General features: G+C 40.0%; 17 protein-coding genes. 9 read left to right on the top strand and 8 right to left on the bottom strand.

The window, feature by feature from the left end; genetic code table 11:
- Positions 1–9 precede the first annotated feature (9 nt).
- The 4 genes from ND811_RS01080 (at position 10) to ND811_RS01095 (ending at position 6,874) form a co-directional block, all read left to right on the top strand.
- The gene (locus ND811_RS01080; protein ID WP_265350758.1) at positions 10–2,238 is read left to right on the top strand and encodes an ABC transporter transmembrane domain-containing protein; all 2,229 of its coding nucleotides are present in this window, start codon (positions 10–12) and stop codon (positions 2,236–2,238) included.
- A 21-nt stretch (positions 2,239–2,259) separates the two neighbouring features.
- Positions 2,260–3,597 (top strand): HlyD family secretion protein, encoded by a 1,338-nt coding sequence (locus ND811_RS01085; RefSeq protein ID WP_322113438.1) that lies wholly within the window; start codon positions 2,260–2,262, stop codon positions 3,595–3,597.
- Positions 3,594–5,090: a TolC family protein gene (locus ND811_RS01090; RefSeq protein ID WP_265350756.1), complete on the top strand. Its 1,497-nt coding sequence runs from the start codon at positions 3,594–3,596 to the stop codon at positions 5,088–5,090. The genes ND811_RS01085 and ND811_RS01090 overlap by 4 nt, the downstream gene beginning before the upstream one ends.
- 77 nt (positions 5,091–5,167) lie before the next feature.
- Positions 5,168–6,874, top strand: coding sequence for a cation:proton antiporter (locus ND811_RS01095; RefSeq protein ID WP_265350755.1), 1,707 nt, complete (start codon positions 5,168–5,170; stop codon positions 6,872–6,874).
- 130 nt (positions 6,875–7,004) lie between these two features.
- On the opposite strand, the gene kdsB is transcribed toward ND811_RS01095, so the two are convergent.
- From kdsB to ND811_RS01130, 7 genes are read right to left on the bottom strand one after another with little or no spacing between them, the layout of a single operon-like run.
- Positions 7,005–7,745 carry a 3-deoxy-manno-octulosonate cytidylyltransferase gene (kdsB, locus tag ND811_RS01100; RefSeq protein ID WP_265350754.1) on the bottom strand — a complete coding sequence of 247 codons (741 nt, stop codon included), beginning with the start codon at positions 7,743–7,745 and terminating at the stop codon, positions 7,005–7,007.
- A gap of 6 nt (positions 7,746–7,751) precedes the next feature.
- Positions 7,752–8,279 carry a flagellar basal body-associated FliL family protein gene (locus ND811_RS01105; RefSeq protein ID WP_004786009.1) on the bottom strand — a complete coding sequence of 176 codons (528 nt, stop codon included), beginning with the start codon at positions 8,277–8,279 and terminating at the stop codon, positions 7,752–7,754.
- A gap of 1 nt (position 8,280) precedes the next feature.
- A complete protein-coding gene (gene motB, locus ND811_RS01110; protein ID WP_265350753.1) occupies positions 8,281–9,114 on the bottom strand; it encodes a flagellar motor protein MotB in 834 nt (277 codons plus the stop codon).
- A 10-nt stretch (positions 9,115–9,124) separates the two neighbouring features.
- A complete protein-coding gene (locus ND811_RS01115) occupies positions 9,125–9,907 on the bottom strand; it encodes a motility protein A (protein WP_004784282.1) in 783 nt (260 codons plus the stop codon).
- Positions 9,908–9,910: 3 nt separating this feature from the next.
- Positions 9,911–10,129 carry a flagellar FlbD family protein gene (locus ND811_RS01120; protein ID WP_265350752.1) on the bottom strand — a complete coding sequence of 73 codons (219 nt, stop codon included), beginning with the start codon at positions 10,127–10,129 and terminating at the stop codon, positions 9,911–9,913.
- A 21-nt stretch (positions 10,130–10,150) separates the two neighbouring features.
- Positions 10,151–11,230 carry a glycosyltransferase gene (locus ND811_RS01125; RefSeq protein ID WP_020776274.1) on the bottom strand — a complete coding sequence of 360 codons (1,080 nt, stop codon included), beginning with the start codon at positions 11,228–11,230 and terminating at the stop codon, positions 10,151–10,153.
- Entirely contained in the window at positions 11,230–12,024 is a 795-nt protein-coding gene (locus tag ND811_RS01130) for an MlaD family protein (RefSeq protein ID WP_265350751.1), read from the bottom strand. Before ND811_RS01130 ends, ND811_RS01125 begins: the two co-directional genes overlap by 1 nt.
- A 70-nt stretch (positions 12,025–12,094) precedes the next feature.
- Between ND811_RS01130 and ND811_RS01135 the strand changes: the two genes are divergently transcribed.
- From ND811_RS01135 to ND811_RS01150, 4 genes are read left to right on the top strand one after another with little or no spacing between them, the layout of a single operon-like run.
- The gene (locus ND811_RS01135; protein ID WP_265350750.1) at positions 12,095–13,075 is read left to right on the top strand and encodes a zinc-binding dehydrogenase; all 981 of its coding nucleotides are present in this window, start codon (positions 12,095–12,097) and stop codon (positions 13,073–13,075) included.
- The gene (locus ND811_RS01140; RefSeq protein WP_265350749.1) at positions 13,065–13,595 is read left to right on the top strand and encodes a hypothetical protein; all 531 of its coding nucleotides are present in this window, start codon (positions 13,065–13,067) and stop codon (positions 13,593–13,595) included. Before ND811_RS01135 ends, ND811_RS01140 begins: the two co-directional genes overlap by 11 nt.
- The gene (locus tag ND811_RS01145; RefSeq protein ID WP_265350748.1) at positions 13,592–13,900 is read left to right on the top strand and encodes an LIC13255 family lipoprotein; all 309 of its coding nucleotides are present in this window, start codon (positions 13,592–13,594) and stop codon (positions 13,898–13,900) included. Before ND811_RS01140 ends, ND811_RS01145 begins: the two co-directional genes overlap by 4 nt.
- A gap of 2 nt (positions 13,901–13,902) precedes the next feature.
- The gene (locus ND811_RS01150) at positions 13,903–14,412 is read left to right on the top strand and encodes a hypothetical protein (protein ID WP_265350747.1); all 510 of its coding nucleotides are present in this window, start codon (positions 13,903–13,905) and stop codon (positions 14,410–14,412) included.
- Positions 14,413–14,416: 4 nt separating this feature from the next.
- Here the strand turns inward: ND811_RS01150 and ND811_RS01155 are convergent, their stop codons facing one another.
- Entirely contained in the window at positions 14,417–15,349 is a 933-nt protein-coding gene (locus ND811_RS01155) for an acyl-CoA desaturase (RefSeq protein ID WP_265350746.1), read from the bottom strand.
- Positions 15,350–15,453: 104 nt separating this feature from the next.
- Here ND811_RS01155 and ND811_RS01160 point away from each other — a divergent pair, with 104 nt between their 5' ends.
- Positions 15,454–16,668 (top strand): aspartate kinase, encoded by a 1,215-nt coding sequence (locus tag ND811_RS01160; protein WP_265350745.1) that lies wholly within the window; start codon positions 15,454–15,456, stop codon positions 16,666–16,668.
- The last annotated feature ends 1 nt before the right edge of the window (position 16,669 follow it).

Here is a 16,669-nt window from a genome sequence, read left to right on the forward strand (position 1 = left end):
ACTATTCATATGTTAAAATTTTTGAGTCTTTTCGTATTTCACTTAAAGAACCAACTCTTCAAAGCTAAGGAAGAAATCCATGATCAGAGGCTTTCTTCCCATGAGGATTTGGCTAAGTCCATTTTGGATTTTTTATCTGAGTCCTTACATATCCAATCTGTTCCAAGCCAAATAATAGACGGATTTCGTTCCCTCCGAAGTAAATATAAATTACTTTCTAATCAAAATTTCTATGACTTTCTTTTTGCCGCTTCCCATCAGTACCAAATCAGACTCAATCTCGTCCAAAAAACTTTACAAGACATAAGAGCTTATATCACCCAAAATTCACCATTTGTTTTTAGAGTATTTAACGAAGACCAAAACTTAGCAGAATTTTACGCGATCACTAGTTACCAAACTTCTGCCTATCTCGTGAAACCACTTCATGGGTTTGATAACGAAGGAGAATGGTATTCAGAAAAAGAACTAATCAAGTTTATGGGAATCAAATCAAACAAAGATTCTGTGGACTGGATCATAGCAGAACCTATATTCCCTTTTTCGACAAACAAAGAATTAATAAATTCCTTTTCTGCAGTAAAGAATGCTTTAAAACAAATTTCTCATTTGATACGAATGGAATCAAAAGATGTTTGGATTGTATTTATTTATGGAATTGGTATAGGAATTTTATCTTTAGTAGTACCTGTTGCTACCTCTTCACTTGTCAACATAGTAGCATTTGGAGTTTTACTGCAGCCAGTTATCATATTAACATTGTTAGTTGTATTTTTTCTTGGATTTGCGGGTGCTATGCAAACCATCCAAATTTACGTTGTGGAAATCTTACAAAGGCGTGTATTCGTAAGAATTGCTACTGAATTTGCAGTAAAATTTCCAAAAATTCGACAAGATGTCTTAGACAAACACCACAATCCAGAACTTGTGAATCGTTTTTTTGATACAATGACAATTCAAAAGTCCATTCACTCCTTGTTAGTTGATGGACTTTCCGTTATCTTAACAACAGTCATTGGTTTCATTTTAATTTCTTTTTACCATCCTATTTTCATTGTTTTCTCATTTCTTATTTTATTCATTGGTGGATATTGGGTTACTTATCGCCTCGGAAAACCTGCAGCAGAAAACTATATCAAAATTTCAAAAGAGAAATACAAGGTAGCAGCTTGGTTGGAAGAAATATCTAGACACTCTGCCTTATTTCATTCGACATTTGGTTCAAACTTTGCTCTGGACAAAGCAGATTCCTTCATTCGTGATTATTTGTATGCACGGAAAAAATATTTTTTTAACTATATCCGCCAAATCATTGGTCTTGTAGGAATCCAAGCGTTGGCAAGTGCCATTGTACTTGGATTAGGTGGTTATTTAGTAATTCACAGACAACTCACTATCGGTCAATTAGTAGCCGCTGAACTTGTGATTGCCAAAGTGCTTAGCGACATATCCAAGTTCGGTAAACAATTAGATAGTTTTTATAGCTTAATTGCAGCCGTTGACAAAATAAATTCAGTATTTCATTTACCAACTATCCCCATAAAAACTGTCGAATTTGAGATTCCAAATGGTCCTATCCAAGTCCAACTTTCTGGAATCCATTATTCACTTACAAATGGTCACAAGATTTTTAATCAATTTGATTTAAAGATAACAGCTGGTAAATCTGTTGGAATTTCTTCTAATACACCGTATGATGCGCATATTTTATTAGATTTGATCTGTGGAATGCGAACACCAACATCTGGGATTGTGGAATACGATCACCAAAATATTCACGAAGTTTCCAAAGAACAAATTCATTCCGTTACTTTTCTCATTCGAGGCAATGAAATCTTCGAAGGAAGTATTCTTGAGAACATTCGAGTGGGACGAGAAGAAATATCTTTAATCGAAATTAGAAAACTTTTAGAAGAACTAGGTATTTGGGAAACCATACAATCTTTGCCAAATGGAATCCATACCCCACTTCTAACATTTGGGCATCCTTTTGATACAATCCAAACGACTGTTATTTCTGTTGCCAGAGCGGTAATTGGGAAACCAAAACTGTTGTTAATTGATGGAAATTTAGATCTTTTGCCACCGACTCTTCTAACGTCATGCCTCAAAGTTTTATTGCAAAAAAATAGGGAGTGGACACTCTTAATTGTTTCCAAATCCCCAACAGTCCTTTCGCAAATGGACCAAATATTACGATTGGAAAACGACTCCCATTCCTTAAAAGCAAATCCTTAAGGTTGGAATATGAAAACTGATATGTCTCAAAAATGGAAACTTAGAAAAAATCTGCCATCCTATCGGCTGGTGCAAACTGCTTTGCCCGCTCAGAGTCTCGCCTATATTCTCACCTTTATTTTTTTCTTAAGTGTCATTATCCTTCTCTATGTACCTTGGCAACAAACTACTATGGGGTTTGGAAGAGTTGTAGCTTACGCACCCTTAGATCGACAACAAGTCATTGAATCTCCCATCAGTGGACGTGTTGTGAAATGGCATGTACACGAAGGGACTCGTGTCAGAAAAGGTGATCCTATCATTGATATCTCCGATAATGATCCCAACTTTATCAATCGAATTCGGGAGGAAAAAAACGCACTTTTACAACGACTAGAGGCAGCAAGATCTAGAGAAGATAACATTCGTTCAAGGATCATTAGTTTACGTTCCTCCCGTGGAAGTGCTGTTGATGCTGCAGACTCAAGAAGGATGATGGCAAAAGATCGAGTTCGTGCCAGCGAACAAGCAGTAGATGCTGCAAAGGCTGCTTTAAAAACCGCCAATCTCAACTTGGATCGCCAAAAACAATTATGGGAAAAAGGACTTACCTCCAAACGAACGTTAGAGTTGGCCGAACTAGAACATACCAATGCAGAAACAGGATTAGATAGGGCCAAAGCGGCTTACGATGCAGCCATCAAAGAAGAACGAGCATTGTACAGTGACACGGGAAAGGTTGCACAAGATGCGGAAGCTTCCATCAATGATGCCAAGGCTTCCTTGGCAGCAGCACAATCAGAAGTAGCACGAGTATTGGAAGACCTACCCAAGTTGGAAGCAAGATTATCTAGACAAGAAACACAAGAAATATTTGCACCGAGGGATGGAACCATTATGCGAATTTTGGTAAACCCAGACACACAACAAGTCAAAGAAGGAGACGGGGTTGCCATCCTTGTACCCGATGCAGAAGACAAAGCAGTGGAACTTTTTATCTCAGGCAATGATATTCCGTTAGTTGGTGAGGGAAGAAAGGTTCGCTTACAATTCCAAGGTTATCCAGTGTTACAAATCAGTGGCTGGCCGGAAACTGCCGTAGGAACTTTTGGTGGAATTGTCAAACTGGTAGACATCACTGACAATGGCTCAGGAAATTTCCGAGTCCTTGTCATTCCAGATCGAGAGGATCGTAAGTGGCCAACCAGTCGTTTTCTCAGACAAGGAGTCAGAGCGAAAGGTTGGATTTTTCTCAATCGTGTGAGTGTCGGTTATGAACTATGGAGAAGGTTTAATGATTTTCCACCAAATCTACCAATGGATGATCCAGAAATGAAATATCTGTTAGATGAAACTGGAAGTGGGGATAAGGTCAAATGATCTCACAACTAAAAAAATCTCTATTTGCATTCCTTTGTCCATTTGGTATGTTTTTTTCCTTTGTACTGGAAGCAGATCCTACGCGGGACCCCTTCGAATCTTTACATGGCCCAAATATTTATTCTCAGGATTATATCAACCAACAACCAGGAGTTCTCACTTTAGAAGAACTTTTAAAATCTGTTGAAAAATCTTATCCACTTGTTCTTGCAGCAGAAAAACTTTTATCAGAGGCAGAATACAACTACCTTGCAGCTGAAGGTGCCTTTGACTTGCAATTTAAATCAATGGGAACCACAAAACCTTTTGGTTATTATACAAACAATGCCGCCGATGCTGTTTTTGAAAAACCAACTCCGCTAGGGGGAACTTCTTTTTTTGCAGGTTATCGAATTGGTCGGGGAACTTTTCCTGTTTATGATGGGAAAAGAGAAACTAACGATCATGGAGAGATTCGGGCGGGTGCCATCTTTCCCCTGATGCGCAATCGTGAGATTGATAAAAACCGAGCAGATATCAAAAAAGCTGACCTTGACCGAAGGCTTGCAGAATTATCCATACAAAAATTAAAAATCGAAGTCATCAAAGAAGCAACGAAACGTTACTGGAAATGGGTGGCCAGTGGCCAAGAATATTTAGTCACCAAAGACTTGTTAGAAATCGCAAAGAACCGCCAAAATCAAATTTCCGAACGCATTAAGTTAGGTGACATTCCGAAAATGGAAGGTACGGAAAACGACCGTGCCATTTTACAAAGAGAATCCCAATTTGTTTCTGCAGAACGAGAGATGCAAAAAGCTGCCATCGATTTGTCTTTATTCTTACGAGCTCCCGATGGAAATTTAATCCTTCCCACAACGCACAGGTTACCGATTGGATTTCCTAAGCCCATCGATTATAAAAAAGTCGAATTGGAAAAAAGTATCAAACTTGCTTGGAAATATAGACCGGAATTACAAGACTATGAATTCAAACGAGATAAAGTTCGTGTCGATCAAGATATGGGTTTTAATGCTTTGAAACCGCAAGTAGACTTGGTAGTAGCCGGTTCCCAAGACTTTGGACCAGGTTCTGTTACGAGAGCAAAACCGGAACTAGAGGCCTCTGTTGTTCTCAACTTGCCCATCCAAACTAAACGCCCAAGAGGGATGATTGGGGCTGCCGAAGCAAAAATCGCCCAACTGGACCAAGAACTACAATTCTCCAAAGATAAAATCAAAACAGAAGTGCAAGATGCGATTTCAGAGGTGATTGCTTCGGCAAAACGCGTAAGTGTTACTCAAAATGAAGTCGAACTTGCAAGAAAGTTAGAAGAGATGGAGAGGGAACGTTTTGCACTCGGTGACTCTACACTTCTATTTGTGAATATTCGCGAACAGACTAGTGCCGAAGCCGCGGTGCGAGAAATTAAGGCATTGTACGATCATCATGTAGCTATTGCCCATTTCCAAGCAGCAACTGCTTCTGTTTTGCAAATTTCGCCTTTTCCTTAGTTTGTTTTATTGTTCAGAAAAAAAAACGACTTTCACAACTCAATGAATCTCTAAACTTTTCCCTAAAGAAGGTATCTATGCACGGGGAAGAGTCACTATTACAAGACATTGGTCTTAGTATTATTTTCGCAACAGTCTTAAGTCACATCGCAAGAGTACTCAAACAACCGTTAATTTTAGGTTATATTATTGGTGGAGCCCTGCTCGGGAAGGAAATGGGATTTGGATATGTAACGAACGAAGCTAGTATTGAACTCATTTCCGAAATCGGACTCATCCTACTACTTTTCATCATCGGATTAGAAATCAATTTGGCCGAACTTGCAAAAATGGGAAAGGCCATGTTTACTTTGGGGATCCTCCAATTCACACTATCCGTTGCTTTTGTATATTCCGTGTTTCCTTTTTTTGGACTTTCTATTGGTTCAGAAAAGTTTGACCTTCTTTATATTGCAGTTGCCCTATCTCTTAGCTCCACTTTAATCGTTGTTAAATTATTGCAAGATAAGGTGGAGATCAACACTCTATCAGGAAAACTTACCGTTGGAGTATTAGTTTTCCAGGACATTTGGGCGATTTTGTTTATGGGTGTCCAACCCAACTTAAATAATCCCGAAATTCTAAAAATTCTAACTTCTGTTGGAATCATTGTTTTACTCATTGCTTTTAGTTTTAGTGTCAGCCGTTATGTTTTAGCCAAGTTATACAAAGCTTGTGCCAGTAGCCCGGAACTCATCCTTCTAACTTCAATTATGTGGTGTTTTCTTGTTTGTGGGATTGCAGGAGAAGCTGGACTTTCCAAGGAAATGGGTGCACTCGTTGCCGGTATGAGTATCGCCGCCTTCCCTTATGGTGCCGATGTTATCTCTAAACTGATTGGAATTCGTGACTTCTTTGTTACCCTCTTCTTTGTGGCACTTGGTCTAAAGGTTCCGCTTCCAAGTTTAGAAGTGATCGGATTATCTACCGCCATCATCGTTCTTATGTTATTTGTAAGGATGATTACTATCGCACCAGTGATCATCAAACTCAACAAAGGGGTTCGAAATGGATTCCTAACTGCCCTCAACCTCGCTCAGATTTCAGAATTCTCACTCGTCATTTTGGCGTTAGGTGCTGGATTCGAACACATCACTCCGAAACTGCAAGCTGTAATTTTAACTTCAACCATCATTGCATCGGTTCTTTCCACATATATCATTATGTTTAACCATAACATTGCTGCAACGTTCGAAAGAATTCTCGCTCGTGTTGGTATCTCTGACCAAGCAGAAGAATCGGGGGAAGATAAATCAAGTCACGGGGGGCATGGAGGACATGGTGACGGGATGGTACGTGACATCATTGTCCTTGGCTATTTTCGAATCGCTCGTGCCTTTGTGGAATACTTGGAAGACTTATCTCCTTCGCTTATCAAACGAATCATCATTGCTGACTACAATCCAGCCTTCAAAGACGAACTCACAAACAAAGGTTTTCAATGGGCCTATGCAGACCTTGCCCACCCCGATTCATTATCGCATATTGGGCTTCACGATGCTTCGATGGTCATTTGTACCATTTCTGATTCTTTTTTAAAAGGAACAAATAACAATCGTTTGCTCTCCACTCTTAGCAAACTGGCACCAAATGCAAAAATCATTTTAACAAGTGATGAACCAGGAGAAGCGAAAAAGTTGGTTGCCGATGGAGCTCAAAAAGTGATTATCCCTGGTGTGATTACCGGAGAATTTTTGTATGACTATATCTCTCGAGGAATGAGAAATAACGAAAGAGAAGTTTGATTCCTTTCGCATTCAAGAAATTACATGGAAAAAAAATTGTCTCTAGGAAATTTGAAATGTAAATTGGAAAAAGGAAAATTCTTCATTCTAAAGCCGGTAACCAATTGCCGGCGACAGAACATAGGAATTTCTAAATCAAACCCTTCTCTTTAAAATCTCGAATCACCACTTCTAAATCAGCAGGTGAATCTACTCCCAAGTTGGCTTTATCAGAAAGGTAAACTCCAATGGTCGATCCATTTTGCAAAGCGCGAAGTTGTTCTAATGATTCAACCGTTTCCCAATCGGAGTCAGGCAAATGATTGTATTTCATTAAAAATTCTCTTTCGTAAGCATAAATTCCTAAATGCCTGTGGTAACTTGCTTCTCCTTTATAAGAAGCGGGGATCGGAGAACGGGAAAAATAATTGGCACGTGCATTTCTGTCAAAGACCACCTTTACTTTGTTAGGATCTTTTGGGTCTTCAGAAGGTGAAAAGGGAACAGCGGCCGTGGTCATTTCCCAATTTCTATGTTTGGTTTTTAATGACAATACCCCATCAATGAGGTTTGGTTCCATCCCTGGTTCATCGCCTTGGATGTTTACTATGATTCCGTAGTTTGGAAATTTTTCTGCAACTTCAATGATTCGATCCGTGCCGGTTGGGTGATGGGGACTTGTGAGTACGGACTCTCCACCGAAAGACAAAACCACATCATGAATTCTTTTGTCATCGGTTGCCACCACCAAACGGTGGATTGATTTAGAAAGGGAAGCATGGTGGTAGGTCCACTGGATCATTGGTTTTGTGCCAATGAGGGCCAGTGGTTTTCCAGGGAATCTTGTGCTCGCGAATCTCGCGGGGATCACACCGAGGATTTGGTCGGACATATAGTCCTAGTTTACCAAGAACTCGGTAAAGTAAACCTCTTTGATTTTTCCATTGGTCAAAATATGATTTAAGTGGGCTTTGATTTCCTCACGTAAATCCAATTGGTTGGTAATGGATTTTAAATCGTCTTTAGTTTTCCGTGCAATGACAAGGTTAATGATGTTTTGCATTTGAGCCACACGTGCTGCCAGTTCCGCAGAAAGTGCTGGTTGTCCAGATTCAAATCCAAGAGACATCTTTAACTTAACAAAGTGTGATTCACCAACATCAGAAGTATTCACTCTAAATTCCTCCTGAAATGTGTAAACTTCCAAAGGAGGGGGAGCTTTCACAAGAGAGATATTCTTTTGTTGTTTAAATACACTAGTTGCCGTTTTTTGAGCAACAAACATTGATATAACGGTTACAATGATAATCCCAAAAATGGCCGCAGCAATGTACAATAACCATTTTACAATGGGGGACATCCCTGTGGAGGCGGTACTACCTTCGGCTAACCCACCTTCTTCTTCATCTACTTCACGGTCACCCATGTTAAAATTCTCCTTCTACATTTGTTTCAGTATTCGGCAAACGAGTGTCAGGTAGTCCGTATTTACTTTCCCCTGGTCCTCGTTTGGTAGACTTTTCAGTCAGGATAATGATATCTACCCTTCGATTGAAAGCTTTTGCTTCCGGTGTGCCTTCATTCTCCAATACAAGAGGTCTATAGGATCCAAAGCTAACCGCCTGGAACCAACTAGGTTCAATTTCTTCTGAATTGATCATAAAAACGGTAGCATTCACTGCTCTTGCTCCCGCCAAATCCCAGTTATTAATATATTCACGTTCTTCACGACCAGGGCGACTCACAGGATTGACCGCATCGTCATCACTATGCCCTTCCACTCGGACAAATCGTTCGAGTCCTTTGATAAGCCCTGCTGCTTTTCGCAAAGTCTCTCGAATGGCAGGCGTTAGGATGGCAGATCCAGGATAAAAATAATCAGCACCCACAAGAGAAATCACAAGCCCTCTTTCGTTTTCCGAAATTCGAACTTTTCCTGCTTCTACTTCTGGTTTAAAAACTTCTTGGGCATCTTTTTTAGATTTAGAAAGGTTACGTCCTACCACTTGGGAAGGAAGCGACTCAATTTGCATTCCCATCTCTTCCAAAGACCCTTTAGATAGCGTTTGTCCCCCCGTGAAAAATCCCGTAGTGGATTTGAACGCAGATAAAATGATCTGCATCTCCTTTGCATCTGTTTTCCCAGTTGTATACAAAAGGATAAAGAAACAAAGGAGAAGTGTCACCATGTCCCCGTAAGTCGCCATGAACTCGGGAACTTTTTGGATACACTCAGGACATTTTTCTTTTTTAGACGCCATGATTTAAATATTAGTCTCCGTCGTCTTTCAGTGCAGTTCGTTCTGCAGGAGTTAAGAAACTCGCCAATTTCTCTTTTACAATCCTTGGGTTGTCCCCAGATTGAATCGATAAAGTTCCTTCCACCATCACTTGTTTGATTACAAGTTCATCTTCTGATCGTCTGGTGAGTTTTCTCACAATCGGTGCTGCAAACAAGTTCTGTGCAAGTGATCCGTATAATGTCGTAATAAGAGCTGTCGCCATACCTTGTCCGATGGCACTCGCATCCCCACCACCTAGGTTCTTTAACATCCCCACAAGACCCACAAGGGTCCCTAACATCCCGAACCCTGGCGCAAAACCAGCGTAAGCATCCCACCAAGAACGACCATAAGCATGCCTTGTGGCGGTGTTCCCAATTTCGGTTTCCATAATATTTCGAACCAGTTCGGGATCTGTTCCATCCACTACGAGTTGGATTCCCTTCTTTAAAAATTCTTCTGGTAGTTCGTTGATATCATCTTCTAAGGCAAGTAAACCTTCACGACGAGCTTTTTCAGAAAAGCTAACTAATGTCGTGATGAGTCCAGGTAAATCTGAGGGAGGATTTTGGAAGGCTTTTTTAGTAACAGCTCCCACTCCAATGGTAGATGTCCAAGGAAAGGAAATGATCGTAGCGGCAGCGGCCCCTCCAAATGTAATCATCACCGAGGGAATGTCGATAAGGTCGGTGAGTGCAAGCCCCCCCGAGACAACCCCAAGTAACATCAAGGCCGCTCCTAGGGCCAAACCAATGACTGTAGCTATATCCATTTCTTATGTTTCCTCAGGTCTTCTTTCAGTGACTCGAGGGAGATTGTGGATTCTTGTTTGGTAAGCGATTACCTTTTCCACAACTTCCGCAACAGGCTCTTGTACAATGAATTTTTTCTCATTCACAAGAGTGATGATCGTATCCGGATTTGCTTCGATGGTCTCAATCAAATCTGCATTGAGAACAAATTCCGCACCTTTGAGTCGATGTAAAATGACCAAGAGATCCCCCTTCAGAGATTTCTATTTATGTCTATCGACTACCTTTCGAATTTCGCTTACGAATTTTTCTTCTGTAAACCTGTTGATGGAATTTTGGAAATCTCCGCGTTTGAAATGGATCTTTTCTGCCCTTTGGATGGCCTCGTTTAAGGATTTTACCGTCTGTTCTTTGAAAAATACCCCCGTTCGGTCTTCCTTGACTGACTCCAAAGCACCTCCCTTCCCATAGGCAATGACGGGAGTGGCATAAGCCTGCGATTCGACAGGAGTGATCCCGAAATCTTCCATTCCCGGAAAAATAAACCCACGGGCCTTCTTATAGAGTTCGATTACCTCTGTGCGCGGGAGTCCCTTTTTCCAAAGGATATTTTTGGGAAGGTTTTTGACAAGTTTCCCCTCTTCTTGGCCCCCACCTACAAGGATCAGAGGTTTTCCATTTTCTCGAAAGGCTTCAATGGCTAGGTCAATTTTTTTATAAGGAGCAAATGCGGAAACCATCAGATAATAATCATCTTTGGAAACATCGTGTACTCGGAAGTCTTGAGGTAAACAGGGTGGATACACAATTTTATAATCACGACGGTAATACTTTTGGATACGCCTTCCCACAAAATGCGAGTTACATGTAAAATAATCCACACGGTTAGAAGAAGCGGCATCCCAAGTACGAAGGTAATTGGCAATGGATTGTAAAAGAAAAAATTTAAATCCCTTTCTGCCGGGAAAATAATCATAATACATATCCCAAACATACCGCATAGGGCTATGGATATAACTTAAATGGAAGGTATCGGGATGAGGGATGACTCCTTTGGCCACACAGTGAGAAGAGCTAATCACCACATCATACCCTTTTAAATCCAATGATTCAATCGCAGTGGGGAAAACTGGTAAATAATAACGATAATACTTTTCTTTGAAAGGAAGATTGTTTGTGAATGCCGTTGTGATCTTTCGATTTTCAATCCTTTCGTTTAGTTTCCCTTTGGAATAAAAAAGAGTAAATAAATCCGCTTCTGGAAATGCTTTTAATAAACTATCGAGTACGATTTCACCACCGCGCATACCGGTGAGCCAATCATGTATAATTGCAACTTTCATTATTCTTGTGGTCCAATCCTTCTTCCCGTAATTGGCGTTGTACGTCCGTAATACGATGCTGTGATCAAAAATGGAATCGGCATGGTGTTCTCTAAATTCCTGGAACTTTCCATATAACGCCTTCCTTCTTTTCCAATCGTTTCTGCGTCTTTGACAGTAGCAAGAAGTTCATCGTACATTTCTGTACTGCCAATTAATTTGGGAATTGTGCCTTCTGTTTGATTTAATTTATCGGAGATAGAACGAAAATCCAATGTGATTTGTCTGAGGTCTGCCCGATTTTCTTCCATCGTCACGGAAGTGGCTTTGAAAAAATCATCAAAATAACGAGCAGACGGTAAATAGTCAGGACTTTTTTCACCCTCACGAAATGTGGGTTTAAAAAAAGGACGTTTTCCATCGGAACTTCCTGGATTGATATTGATGATCCTTTCAGAAAACAATGTGATGGTTTGAAAATCCACTTCATAATTATCCCAAAGAGTTAAAGGATCTTCCAATGCAATATGTAGTTCGATCGCATGATCCATGTTATGGTCGAGGAATCGGCGATCGGGTACATCCATCAGTGGTCGAGAATCAATATGTGCAACATAACCTTTTTGAATTCCTAAAATTCGAACCTCGGTTCCTTCCTTGATTCCATCAATGCGAGAATAAAATAAAGATAACCGATACGGATATTTTTTGGCGGGACGATCCGGCTCAATGACTGTAGTGAAAAAAGCAAAGACCAAAATAGAAAAAAAAATGATTCCTGTTAGGGCTTCTTTTGATATCTTTTTTGATTTCACGGGAGACTTAAAATTCTTCCTTCCAAAGAAAGAGTTGGCAAGCAGATTTTAAATGACCAAATGGGAGAAGATGAAAGCAGTCACCATCCTAAAATACGACGAATCAGATCCTCAATTGGAACTCCGCGAAAAGGAAATTCCCACACCGAAAGAGAACGAAGTCAGGATCAAAATCCACCTTTCTCCGATCAATCCTTCTGATCTGATGTTCATTCGTGGACTCTATGGATTCAAAAAAAAAGCACCAGTATCCGCAGGGTTCGAAGCCAGTGGAACCATCGACGCAGTGGGAAGTGCCATCAAAACATTAAAAGTGGGAATGAATGTGTCCTGTGTTGCCCCACAAAACGATGGGACTTGGGCCGAATACATGATCACGACGGAGGACAACTGTTTGCCGTTAGTGGATGGAGTGAGCCTTGACGAAGGATCTAGTTTTTTTGTAAACCCAATGACTGCTTGGGCGATGGTATCCAAATGTTCGAAAGAAGGTCATCCCGCCATGATCCAAACCGCTGCAGCTAGTGCTTTAGGCAAAATGGTAGTTCGACTTTGTAAGGAACGTGGTATCCCTTTAATCAATGTTGTGCGAAAGAAAGAACAAGAAGATAACCTTTTAGAAATTGGTGCAGAAAACATTCTAAACTCCACTTCTCCCAACTACCAAAAAGACTTATTCAAAATTTCGAAAAAACTAAATGCTACTTACGCCATTGATGCAGTAGCAGGGGAAACGGCACAGTCACTTGTGGAATGTATGCCTTATGGGTCTAAAATTGTATGTTACGGGGCATTATCAGAAAAACCATTTGCTGTGAATGCGGGAATTATGTTATTCCAAAATAAGAAAATTGAAGGGTTTTGGTTGTCCTCATGGATTTATGAAATTGGTTTAGAAGAATTTCAAAAACAAGCCAAAGAAGCTCAAAAATTTTTAAAAACCGTTTTCCAAACTAAAATCAACAAACGATTCAAGTTTGAAGAATACAAAGAAGGTTTGGAATTTTACAAACAACATATGACCGAAGGGAAGGTAGTATTTGGTCCGTAAATATTCATTTATCTCTTTAGCTCTTTCATTGTTTGTCTTCACTCATTGTTTGAGTGATACGAAAAAGAATTTAGAAAGCTTAAAAGCATGTAAGTTTGATTTGGTGGATGTTCGTGTAGACCTAAAGCCAAATCCAAAATTTCCTTTGATTCCTTTAGTGGATTTATATCCGCAGGTTTCAGTGACAAATCCAAACAATACTAAAGTCTCTATCTATCAGTTTGATTTGGAGATTGAACTTGTAACTCCCCAAGGAAAAGAATACATTGGAAAACTCCAAAATGAAACACCACACGAAGTAGAACCAAACTCTGAAACTTTGGTTGTTTTGAAACTTGTCCCCGAACAAAAAGGGTCCATTCTTCCAAAACTTCTTTTATTAGCAAAACAACTGTCAGATGCAGCAAGACGAGGAGAAGATGCAGAGTTTGAAATTTATGGTACTGTTCATGTGGATAGCGCTTTTGGAAAACTTCCGATTCCCGTAAGAGAAGTCTCCCGGATCAAACTCAAAAAATGAAATTATCTCTCTCTAAGATTGGGATCTTTTTCGTCTTTTGCGGATTATCTATCCATTGCATCCAAAATCGGGATGATTTGTTTTATTCCGGACAAGAAGGAAATCAAAAGATTTTTGAAACCTATGCATTAAAAAATTCTGCTTGTGGAACGAACAAATTGCCGGGAGCACTTTTACTCGGAAGAGTGAAAATAGATGATTTAAAACTATGTTTTAGAGCTATTGAACTCATCGATTGTGTTACATGGAATACAGAAGGATATGTTCCCGGTTCCTGTAAAAATATTGGAACGAGTTTTAAATAGTTATGTGGAGATATTTATTTGATTTATCCACTACAGAAATTCTTTTATTCGCATCACTAGCGTTTGCTGGCATTTTTCTATTACTTTTTGGTAAACTTAGGAAAAAAGAAACACCAATAAACTCAAAATCAAAATCTGGGGTTGGATCAGATGATCCGAAAAACCAAACTGCAGGCAAACCCAAAAAAGATTCCAAACCATCAAAAGATACCAACCTCAAGGTTATGGAAATTTTCGACTACAACGGAATTAAAATTTTACACCAAGACGGTGCCTATACTGTCAATGATCAAAGTGTTGTTACTAATTATATGAACTGGAACCTTCTTCCTTCCAAATATCAAAAAATGGTCAAAGAATTAGATAATAGATCTCTTGGTGAAAAAGGAGAGGATTATTTTTTAGAAATGATCAATGGATTTTACTATGTATCCTTGCCGGGTGGAAAGAAAAAAAGATATGATTCCATCCAAAGTATCCCGGCTGACATTCGTAAACGATTGGGAGTGTAACCTTTTAAGTAGAAAGAACACCCACTTTATTTTTTAACTTTGCATTGCGTTTTGTCTCTCGTAACAAACGTTTTGATTCTTTCTGTTCACGATCACGCATGATTCCTTCATCCAAAACTTTTTTAGGCGGCTTTTTTAAGTCCCAAACAATTCCAAACCAACTAAGTACTTTTAAAATATAATATGAAACATCCACTTCATACCAATAGAACCCTTGGTTAGCGGAAGAACAGTAGTAGTGGTGGTTGTTATGCCAACCTTCTCCCATCGTAAGAAGGGCAAGCCAGAAATTGTTTTTACTTGTATCGCGTGAATCGTACCGGACAGAACCATACACATGAGAAAGAGAATTGATGGTCCATGTGGCATGTCCCAAAAAGAAAGTAGAAACCGCATAACCATAAACAAGCCATGCCCATCCGCCTACTAGATATAGTAAGATGGCATAAGAGAGTGGTGGTATCCAGTGATTACGATCTAAAAAACGAAGCTCAGGATATTTATAAAAATCGGGAATGAGTTTTACTTCATAATCGTTATAATCGTTCCTGAGAAACCATAACATATGGGAGTACCAAAATCCCTTCCGACTTGGAGAATGTATGTCTTTTTCTGTGTCGGAATATTTATGGTGGTTTCTGTGGTGTGCCGCCCACCAAATGGGTCCTTTCTGCATAGACATTGCCCCAATCCAAGCCAATATAAATTGGAAAACTCGAGAAGTTTTGAAGGAGGCATGGGAAAAATAACGATGGTAGGCCGCAGTGATTCCAAACATCCTAAGGAAGTAGGATCCCAGAGCTAACCAGACAAGAGACCAAGAAAAGGGCACGGTGAAAACGGTAAGGACGGTAACCTGGACTAAAAAGAACAAAATAAGAAAAAGAAGAGGAGCCTGTTCTTTGACAACTGGCTCAACGGTAGAAGAAGAATTCATGCAAATAAACCTATACCTATTGGCGTCCCCAATTTACGTTTGGTTGCAAAAAAATTCATTCTACTTGATTCCCGATTTGCTTATAGCACCCTGTCCATATACCCATGTCATCGAAAATCGTTGTCCAAAAATACGGTGGAACCTCCGTTGGTGACACCACTAAAATCCAAAATGTGGCCAAACGTATTAAACGTTACCACGACGAAGGCCAAAAAGTTGCCGTTGTAGTTTCTGCAATGGGACATACTACAGACGAACTCGTCGACCTGGCTGACCAAATTTCCAAAAACCCTCCCAAACGAGAAATGGATATGCTGCTTTCCACGGGTGAACAAGTCTCGATTGCTCTTCTTGCCATTGCTCTGAATGAACTCGGAGTTCCGGCTCAATCCTTCACTGGTTCACAATTAAAAATCTTAACTGATGGAAACTTCTCGAATGGAAAGATTGAAATGATTGATCGATCTCGTATTGATGAAGCATTTAACAAAGGAAAGGTGGTGATTGTTGCCGGTTTCCAAGGAATTGATAAAGACGAAAATATTGTCACTTTGGGACGCGGAGGAAGTGATACTTCTGCCGTAGCTCTTGCCGCCGCTCTTGGTGCTGATGAATGTGAAATTTATACCGACGTTGATGGTGTTTACACTGCTGACCCAAGAAAAATTCCTACTGCTAAGATGCACAAACAAATCACTTACGAAGAAATGTTGGAACTTGCAAGCCTTGGTGCTGGAGTCCTTCACTCTCGAAGTGTTGAATTAGGTATGAATTATAACGTGGTCATCCACGTACGATCCAGTTTCCACGATAAACCGGGAACTTTAGTGATGAGTGAGGACAAAATTATGGAAAAAATGAAAGTGAGTGGAGTGACTGCCAAAGGTGACCAAGCTCGAGTAACCATTGCCGATGTAAAAGACAAACCAGGGATTGCAGCAGAGTTATTCACTCAGTTGTCAGATAAAGATGTAATCGTGGATGTGATTGTTCAATCATCGCCAAGAGATGGGATTAATACCATTTCCTTTACTATTGCCAAAAAAGACATTTCTGCTGCGAAGCCAATCATTGATGCGTATGCAAAAGATCATGGAAATGGAAAAGCTGAAATTGATGAAAACATCTCAATCGTATCTGCGGTTGGTGTGGGTATGAAATCTCATGTGGGTGTGGCAGCGAAGATGTTCCAATCCCTTGCGGAAAAAAACATCAATATCGAAATGATCTCTACTTCCGAAATTAAAATTTCTTGTGTCATCAAACAAAACCAATCGGAAGATGCAGTAAAGGCTTTACACACTACGTTCATCGGATAAT

Origin of the sequence: Leptospira soteropolitanensis (assembly GCF_026151655.1) — a bacterium.
Taxonomy (GTDB): Bacteria; Spirochaetota; Leptospiria; order Leptospirales; family Leptospiraceae; genus Leptospira_A; species Leptospira_A soteropolitanensis.